Annotated in this window: 6 protein-coding genes; 1 reads left to right on the top strand and 5 read right to left on the bottom strand. The window is 65.7% G+C overall.

The genetic code is table 11. The annotated features are described in order from the left end of the window. Positions 1-237 (bottom strand): hypothetical protein (locus tag KBY71_RS08075; RefSeq protein WP_254928418.1); only part of this gene is annotated, 237 nt, incomplete at its 3' end. A 220-nt stretch (positions 238-457) separates the two neighbouring features. Between KBY71_RS08075 and KBY71_RS08070 the strand changes: the two genes are divergently transcribed. Further along, positions 458-1,288: a UDP-N-acetylglucosamine-transferase gene (locus tag KBY71_RS08070; protein ID WP_254928417.1), complete on the top strand. Its 831-nt coding sequence runs from the start codon at positions 458-460 to the stop codon at positions 1,286-1,288. Here KBY71_RS08070 and KBY71_RS08065 read toward each other — a convergent pair. The 4 genes from KBY71_RS08065 to KBY71_RS08050 form a co-directional block, all read right to left on the bottom strand. Further along, on the bottom strand, positions 1,285-2,742 hold the full coding sequence (locus tag KBY71_RS08065) for a hypothetical protein (protein ID WP_254928416.1): 1,458 nt from the start codon (positions 2,740-2,742) through the stop codon (positions 1,285-1,287). The two genes, KBY71_RS08070 and KBY71_RS08065, sit on opposite strands and share 4 nt — an antisense overlap. 117 nt (positions 2,743-2,859) lie before the next feature. Then, positions 2,860-4,242, bottom strand: coding sequence for an HlyD family type I secretion periplasmic adaptor subunit (locus KBY71_RS08060; protein ID WP_254928415.1), 1,383 nt, complete (start codon positions 4,240-4,242; stop codon positions 2,860-2,862). Positions 4,243-4,278: 36 nt separating this feature from the next. Continuing rightward, positions 4,279-6,411 carry an ATP-binding cassette domain-containing protein gene (locus KBY71_RS08055; RefSeq protein WP_254928414.1) on the bottom strand — a complete coding sequence of 711 codons (2,133 nt, stop codon included), beginning with the start codon at positions 6,409-6,411 and terminating at the stop codon, positions 4,279-4,281. Then, positions 6,408-8,156 carry an ABC transporter transmembrane domain-containing protein gene (locus KBY71_RS08050; RefSeq protein WP_254928413.1) on the bottom strand — a complete coding sequence of 583 codons (1,749 nt, stop codon included), beginning with the start codon at positions 8,154-8,156 and terminating at the stop codon, positions 6,408-6,410. The genes KBY71_RS08055 and KBY71_RS08050 overlap by 4 nt, the downstream gene beginning before the upstream one ends. Positions 8,157-8,205 lie beyond the last annotated feature (49 nt).

Raw genomic sequence — 8,205 nt, 5'->3', positions numbered from 1 at the left:
TGGGACGTCGGGACCTGGGATGTCCTGGGTGACGTTGTTGGCCGGGGGCGTGCTGTCGGGAGCCTGCTCCGTGCCCGTGTTGTCGACCCCTTCACCCGTTGGGGTGTTGCCATCAGGGTTGTCGAAGCTGCCGGCGGGATCCACCACCGACGGATCCTGCATGTTGCCGGACAGGCGGTTGATGTCCTCGTCGGCCTGGGCACCGTCGGTGAGCATGTTGTTCAGTTCTTCAGCCATGGTTCCAGCAGTTCTCTGGTTCCACCGTATGCAGGGCCTCCCAGTTCACCAAGGGGAAAACAGGGTGTTGTCACCCCCTGGGTGCCGCTGGGGAGGGTAAATGCCGGGAGATGAACCCAGATCAATTGCAGCGCAACGGATCTGCCCTTTCTGAGAGCTGGGTGAGAAATGGGCCGCAGCCGCGGTCCATACCATGGGCACTGAGGCGATCGCTCCTGCCATGGCCCCACCACCAGCACCGCTGCTGTTTGTCTCGGTGGCCGCCTACAACGACCCGGAGCTCTTCCCCACCCTGCACAGCGCCTACGGCCAGGCGGCCCACCCCGAGCGGCTGCGCTTTGGCGTGGTGGATCAGCACGTGGTGGATCGCTATGGCGAGCTGCCCACTTGGAAGGCGCAGATTCGCTACATCTGGCTCAACGCCCGCGATGCCCGGGGCGTGTGCTTTGCCCGCTCCATGCTGGCGGGCCTGATGGAGGGGGAAGCCTTTCTCCTGCAGATCGATTCCCACATGCGGTTCGATCCCGGCTGGGACCAAATCCTGATCGACCAGTGGACCTCCCTCGAGCAGCCCCGGGCCCTGCTCACGGCCTCACCCATGCCCTGGACCCCGGACGCCGGCCCAATCCCCCTGCCCACAGGCAAGGTGATCGTGCTGGAGCCCCATCCCGAATACCCCCTGCGCAACCGAGCTGCCCTGGTGGCCAACCCCAGTGGCCGGCCCGTGCCAGGCCAGCGGCTGGCGGCGGGCTGCCTGTTTGCCGCCGGCACCCTCTACGACGAAGTGCCCTACGACCCCCACCTCTATTTCAACGGCGAAGAGCTGGTGTATGCCCAACGCCTCCTGGCACGGGGCTGGACGATCTACCACCCCTCCCTGCTGCCGATTTACCACCTCTACAAGCAGCCCAAAGGGGATCCCAGCCTGGTGCACTGGGGCCAAACCGTGCACCGCGACTGGGATCCCCAGGCCTTGCGGGCCAAGGGCGAGCGACGCCTCAGCGACGCCTTGGCCGATGCCCTCGGACCGGTGTACTCGCACCGGCCTTAGCGACCGCCGTCGTCGGCGGCGTCCGCCCCGTGGAACACCGCATCCAGGGGCAGATCCATCAGCAGCAGTTCGTCCACGGTGTTCTGCTGTTCAAAGGCCGCCTCGGCCAGGCCGCTGTCGTCGCCGGCCCCATCCGCGAGCCCATCGAGGGCCTGGTCGTCGGGCAGGTTGGCCTCCTGGCTGAGCAGCAGCTCCAGGCCCAGATCGGCATCGGTGGGGGCCTCCGCTGGATGGGCCTCAATCTCCGCCTCGAAGGCCTCCACCACAGCGCCGAGATCGGCAAACGCCGGGTCGTCCGGAGCGGGATTCTCGGCGATGGTGATCACCAGATCGTCGTGGTCGTCCCAATCGGAGCCGATCACCGTGTTGGTGGCCAGATCCAGGGCGGGCACGTCGTCGTTGATATCGAACACCAGCAGCTCCGGCGTGGGCTCAGCCTCGTCGTCATCCACGGCGCTCACCTCCACCCGGAACACATCGCCGGTGAGGTTGACCCCATCGCGCACAGCCTGCAGCGTCACCACCAGCTGGCCGTCCTCCAGCTGGCTGTCCACCACCGCCAAACCGGGATCCTTGCTGCTCACCGCGAAGGTCCAGTCGGCCTGATCCGCCGTGGTGAGCGTGGCGTCATCGTGCTGGTGGTGCACATCCAGGAACACCTGAATCTGCTGGCCTTCCGCCAGCTTGTAGCTGCCATGGTTGAACGACACATCAAACAAGGTGTCGGGCTTCTGGCCCTTCATTGGGTTTTCCCAGATCGTGTCGCCACCGGTCTTGTCGCCAGCCTGCGGGGTTTGGTCGATCTTCCAGCGACCCTCAATGGGAACTGGGGGTTCCGTGGGCGGCTCCGTTGGAGGTTCTGTGGGCGGCTCCGTCGGTGGCTCAGTGGGAGGCTCCGTCGGGGGTTCCGTTGGAGGTTCAGTGGGGGGCTCCGTGGGCGGCTCCGTCGGGGGCTCGGTGGGAGGTTCCGTTGGCGGCTCCGTGGGCGGTTCGGTTGGGGGTTCTGTTGGTGGTTCTGTTGGTGGTTCCGTGGATGGTTCTGGGCCGGCAGCGGCGGCAACGGCTTCAGGCAACGTCACGGCAGCGGCGGCGGCAGGCCCAGCGGCCACCAGTTCTGGAGACAGATCGGTGAGGGCAGCAGGCACCTCCGGGGTGGCCAGCAGAGCCACAGCACCACCACCACCGAGCACCTCAAGCCCACCTCCGGCATCGGTGGTGGGCAGTTCTGTGCCCACCGCCACGGCGGGCACCCGGCCACCGGGGGCCTCTTCCACCGGCGTGACCATCACGCCCTCACCCACGGGGGTATAACCCTCGGGGTTCGGCAACTGGCCGGCGGGATCCACCTCCAGCGCCTTGGGCGGGTTGCCCGCCAAGCGGTTTTCGTCTTCCTGGGCCTGGGCGGCTTCATTCGCCGCCGTCAGCGGGCCGGTGGTGAGAAAGGAATCGGTCATCACTCCCCATGGCGAACAACGCGGGGGCGAGGGTGGAACCCGCGGGCTCCCGTATCCACAAACTAAAAAGGCCGCCCGAAGGCGGCCAGGGACGAACCGAACCGTTTCGGCACGATCTCAGCGGGATTCCCGTAGAGCCGAATCCAGGGTGCGGGTGAAAGGCTGGAAGATGTAGCGCAGCACGCTGCGCTGGGGGCCCTTGATGTCGGCCACCAGGGGCATGCCCACGGCGATCGGATACTTGCGGTTGGCCACATCCACAAACTGACGATCCAGCTGGATGCGGGCCTTGTAGTAGTACTTGCGGTCGTCGGGATCCTGCACCGAGTTGCCGCCGATGCTCACCACCTTGCCGGGCACAGAGCCGTAGATGGTGGAATCGAAGGGCTGGAGTTTCACGTCCACCTTCTGGCCGGGCTTCACGAAGCCGATGTCACCGGAGGGCACCCGCACCTCCACCAACTTCTGGGTGCTGTTGGGCACCACCGACAGCACCACCGCACCCGGGCCCACCACCGCGCCGGGGGCCTTGAAGCGCAGGTCACTCACCACCCCATCCACTGGGGCGGTGATCTTGGTGCGCTCCAGCTGGTTGCGCACCTTCTTGATGTTCTCGGCCACCACGGCCTCCTCGTTGACCAGCTGGGCGATTTGGGAGTTCTGCTCGAACACCAGACCCGAGCTCACGCCGCGGAGATTCGCTTCGGCCTGGCTCAAGGCCTTGAGCGACTCATTGCGGGCACCGCGCATCTCGGCGAGCTTGGTGTCGATGTCGAGCAGGTTGAGGCGCGACGCGGCACCGGAGGCCACCAGGCCGGCCCACATGGCCCGCTGCTTCACGTACAGGGCGATCTGGTTGTTGAGGCCCGTCACCTCGGCGCGCTTCTCGGCCACCACGGCCTTGGCGGCCTGAATCTGGTCGCCGCTGTTGTCCAGACGGCTGTTGAGCAGGTCGATCTGGGCCTTGCTCACCTTATTGCCTTCCTGGATGCCCTCGGTGGGGGGCAGCACCCGCTCGCCGCGGATCGCCGCCTGCAGCTGCTGTTGCTGCAGCAGCAGGTTTTTGAGCTGCTGCTCGGTGGCCCGGTATTCGCTCTCCACCAGGTTGGGCCGCAACTCCAGCATCACCTCACCCTCACGCACCTCCTCGCCGTCGCTCACCTCCACCCGCGACACAATGCCGCCCTCGAGGTGTTGCACCACATTCACCTCACCCTCGGGAATCACCTCACCGGAGGCATTCACCACCTGGGTGATCGGGGTGAGCGCCGCCCAGGGGAAGAAGATCAGCGCCGCCGCCCCCAGCACATAGAGGCTGAGCCGCAGGTAGCGGTTATCGGGTTTCTCCTCCAGCTCCAATGCCTGGCTGAGCCGGTTGCGACCCACCAGGGTGATCGCATCGGGGCTGTCGAGCCCGGGCAGGCGGGCCAGCAGACCGCCGGTGGGCGGCAGGGCCAGGGAGGAGGAGTCGGTAGGACCGTTAGCGGGGGTGGAAGTCATGGCGATGAAGGGGGGCGGTGGAACAAAGAATGGGGATCAGGCAGCGCTCTGTTGCATACGCGCTCGCAACTCATCGGCCGTGCCCTGGAACGACGTCACGCCCTTGTCCAGGATGCAGAGGCGGTCGGCCTTCTCCAGCAACAACTTGTTGTCGGTGGCCAGGATGATGCTGCGGTCTTGACCACTGAAGGTGCAGCGCCGCAGGGTGGGCAGGGCCTCCAGCACCGCCTGGAACTGATCCGGAGCCAGACCCTGGCTGATGTCGTCGATCAGCAGAACGGGCGTGTCCTTGATCAGCGCCTGGGCCAAAGACATCAACCGACGCACACCGTTGGGTAATTGATAGACGATCTCATCGCTGAGTTCGGTATCAAAGCCCTCCGGCAGACCCTCGAGAAACTCCAGCAGCCCCAGGGTGGCGCAGATCTGACGCACCCCGGACACGGTGGCGTCGGGGTTCATGGCCGTGAGGTTGCTCCAGATCGTGCCGGGCAGCAGCTCGCTCTGGGGCATCAGATAGGCGATGTTGCGCTGGATGGCCTCGACGCTGAACTGGCGGTAGTCCTTGCCGTCAAACAGCAGGGTGCCGCTGGCCAGGGGATAGAGCTGGTCAATCACCCGCAGCACCGTGCTCTTGCCGCAGCCGGCGTTGCCGGTGATCGCCAACAGCTCGCCCGGCGCCACCGACAGGGAGACCCTGGTGATCGCCAGGGAACCCTCGCCGCCCAGGCGGCAGGCGGCCGAATCCAACAGAATCGAGCCGCGCATGCGAGGGGCATTGGTGAGCGAGGCCACCGGCCGGCTGGCATTGCGCAGCTTGAAGAACTGATCCAGTTGGCCGTACTGCTTGCGCATCGAATCGAAGCGCAGCAGGGCATTCATCAACTGCTGGAAGGGCGTGAACACCCGCCATACAAAGAACATGGCGGCGATCAGGTTGCCCATGGCCGCCGGGCCCTGGTCTGTGGTGTAGGCCATCCACACCCCCACAGCCAGGGTGAGCACACCGGCCAGCTGGGAGGTGGTGCTGGTGATCACCTGCAGACGGCCCACTTGGCGGTTGATCGTGAGGGCACTGCTGGTGCTCTGGGCCGACAGGCCCCGCAGCCGCTGCAGCCACACCCACTCCACGTTGGCCAGCTTCACCTCGAGGAAGCGATTCACCAGTTCCTGCTGGGCTTGCAGGATGCCGATGCCCGTAGCCAGGTTGAGCTCAGACGCCCCGGTGTAGTAGCGCGACAGCAGCCACACCAGCACCCCGCTCAGCACCATCAGCACCAGCGGCACGAACACCAGGGGGCCAGCGATCAGGGCGATCGCCCCCAGGTAGATCACCACGAAGGGGAAATCCAGGCAGGCCAGGGCCAGGGGGCCCTGCAGGTAGGCGAGCAGGCCATCGAGGTTGCGCAGCCGGTTGGTGAGGCCGTGCTGGCCCAGGGTTTCGATCTGGCGGTAGTCGAGCCCAAACAGCTTCTCCACCAGATTCACGCCCAGCAGGGCATCCAGGCGGCCCGAGAGCTGGGAGAGCAGGGTGGTGCGCCACTGGCGCAGGATCCAATCCAGCACGAACAGCAGCACCACCCCCAGGAAGATCCAGAAGGTGGAGAGCACGCTGGTGCTCGGGATTGAAATGTTGTAGATCGCCCGGATGTAGAAGGGCAGCGTCAGGGCCAGCAACGCCAGGGCGAAGCTGATGCCATAGAGCACCGAGATCCGGTTGGTGAAGCGATAGAGGATCTGCTGCAGCAGGGTCACCCGCTCGGTGCTGCCCTTGTCCTGCAGGAACACCAGCCGCCCACCGGTGGGCACGCTGTAGAGGTCGGTGCGGCCATTGACATTGCCGGCCACCAGCTCGCCCTTGCTGGTGCGCGAGAGCACGTAGGGCACGTTGTCGGGCCCCACATAAAGGGCCGGCAGGAGCTGGGGATTGAGCTGGCTCCAGCTCTCGAGGCCCTCCAAGCGGCTGCCGTAACCGAGCCGCAGCAGCAGGTTGCGGGCATCCACCAGGTCCATCTGGCGGGGGTCGTTGCCGATCAGCTCAAACAGCTCATCGGGACGGCCCGTCCACATCATCTGCTGCAGCAGCAGCCGCACGCAGAAGGCCATCGGCGCTTCCGCGCTGAGGGTGAGATCGCGCAGCAACATGGCGCGGGAGGGGGAACTGGTCATGCGAGCACCTCCCGGCCCTGGGCCGGCATGTCGATTTGCTGGTCACTCACCGAACCGAGCACGCGGCCAGCGCCACTGATCAACACGGTGGTTCGGCCCTTGGTGCGGCCCAGAATCCGCTGCAGGCCGTCGATGAACTCCTTGCCGTAGGAGCAGTCGCTGAGATCAAGCAGCAACACCTTGGGAGATCGGGCCAGGGCCGTGATCACCTGGAAGAGCTGCTGGGCATCCCTGGACAGACCGGACGGCACCGAGGTGCCCATCGCCGTGCTGTACCCCTGGGGCAGACCCCGCACGGTGGTGTCGAGGCCGGCGAGGAAGGACCAGAACAGGGCGCGGCGCTGGTAGCGGCGGGGCTGGTAGCTGGTGATGTTCTGCAGCAAGGTGCCGTCGAAGAAGTCCCGGGAGGGATCCACGTAGGCAATGCCATCGCGCAGGGCCTCCCGGTGGTAGCTGGCGATCGGCAACCCATTGAGCTGCAGCCTGGGATCGGCTTCGATCTGGATCAGGGCCATGAACAGGTGGCGCACCTGGGCTCCAAACTGCTGATCCCGCAGCAGGGCCGCCGACCCGGTGGGAATCACCGCCAGGGGCTGCCCCTCGAGAGAGAGGCTCAGGGCACCTTCGGCGGAGAGAACAAGCTTTTCCTCGCCGCCTTCGTCTTCCACCGGGGTGGCCATCAGGACGTCGTATTCATCACGGGCGTGGGCCAGGCGCCGGTAGCTGTTCCACAGCCCCATCGCCTGTTGCCAGGGGGTGAGGATCTTGCCAGCCAGCAACAGGGCCGCCGCCAGGGCGCCCACCAGCAGGCTGCCCTGGATCACCCGCAGGGCGCCCCAGGTGACGATGCCGGCGAAGGTGAGCTGGCTCATCAGGGAACCGAAGGCCTGGTACTGGCCGCTGAAGTTGTTGTTCACCATCCGCTGCCAGGCCAGTTCCTCCTGGCGCTGCTCGTTGCCCACCAGGAACTGGCGGCCCAGTCCATTCGACTTGATCAGATCGATCGAGCCCATCAGCTTGGTCTGATAGCTGAGGCGCTCCAGCTCGAGGCGATCCCGCTGCTTGCTGATGCCCTCGTAGTCGCGGGCGAAGGCCAAAGCGCGCAGCAGGTACACCACGATCGCGATCACGGCCACGATGCCCACGCTGCCGGCGATCAGGAACAGCACCAGCACGAACAGCAGCGAGAACACCAGGTCGATCGCCGTGGTGAGCGACTGCAGGGCGCTTTCATCGCGCAGCAGGTTGATGGCGTTGAGGCGCTCCAGGTGGGTGGCCGGCGAGGCCCGCAGGTAGTCGCTCAGGCGCATCTGGGAGAAGTGGGCCAAGCCCTCCAGCCGGCGCTGGTGCTCGAGCCGGGCGCCGTCACCGCCGGTGAAACCGAGCCGCACGGTCTTGAGCCAGCCGCCCAGCACCATCAACAGCAGCACAGCCACGGTCATCACCACCAGGCTCGACATCGAGCCGCTGGGCAGCACCGAGGTGTAGACGATGTTGATGTAAAGCGGGGACGCCAGTTCCAGCAGGTTGATCAGCACCGAGGCGATCAAGATGGGTCCAAGTTGATACTGGCTCCAATCCACGTCCTGGAGGGACTGGAAGAAGCGGTGATGCACCAGCTCGTCGACCAGCTCAAAGCTGGTGTTCCAGGCATTCACAGCCTTCCTGACAACCAGGTCGCGCCCCTGGCCCAGGGATCGCCAAATCGATGGATTCGGCTCTCCCGCGTCGAATGTCCGTGTCAAATCGCCGCTGCAGACATGTGCAAATTACAGACAAGCCGCTGAATACGCC

Origin of the sequence: Cyanobium sp. T1B-Tous (assembly GCF_024345475.1) — a bacterium.
Taxonomy (GTDB): domain Bacteria; phylum Cyanobacteriota; class Cyanobacteriia; order PCC-6307; family Cyanobiaceae; genus Cyanobium_A.
Note: the sequence above shows the minus strand (reverse complement) of the source record. Positions and strands in the feature narration are given on the sequence as shown.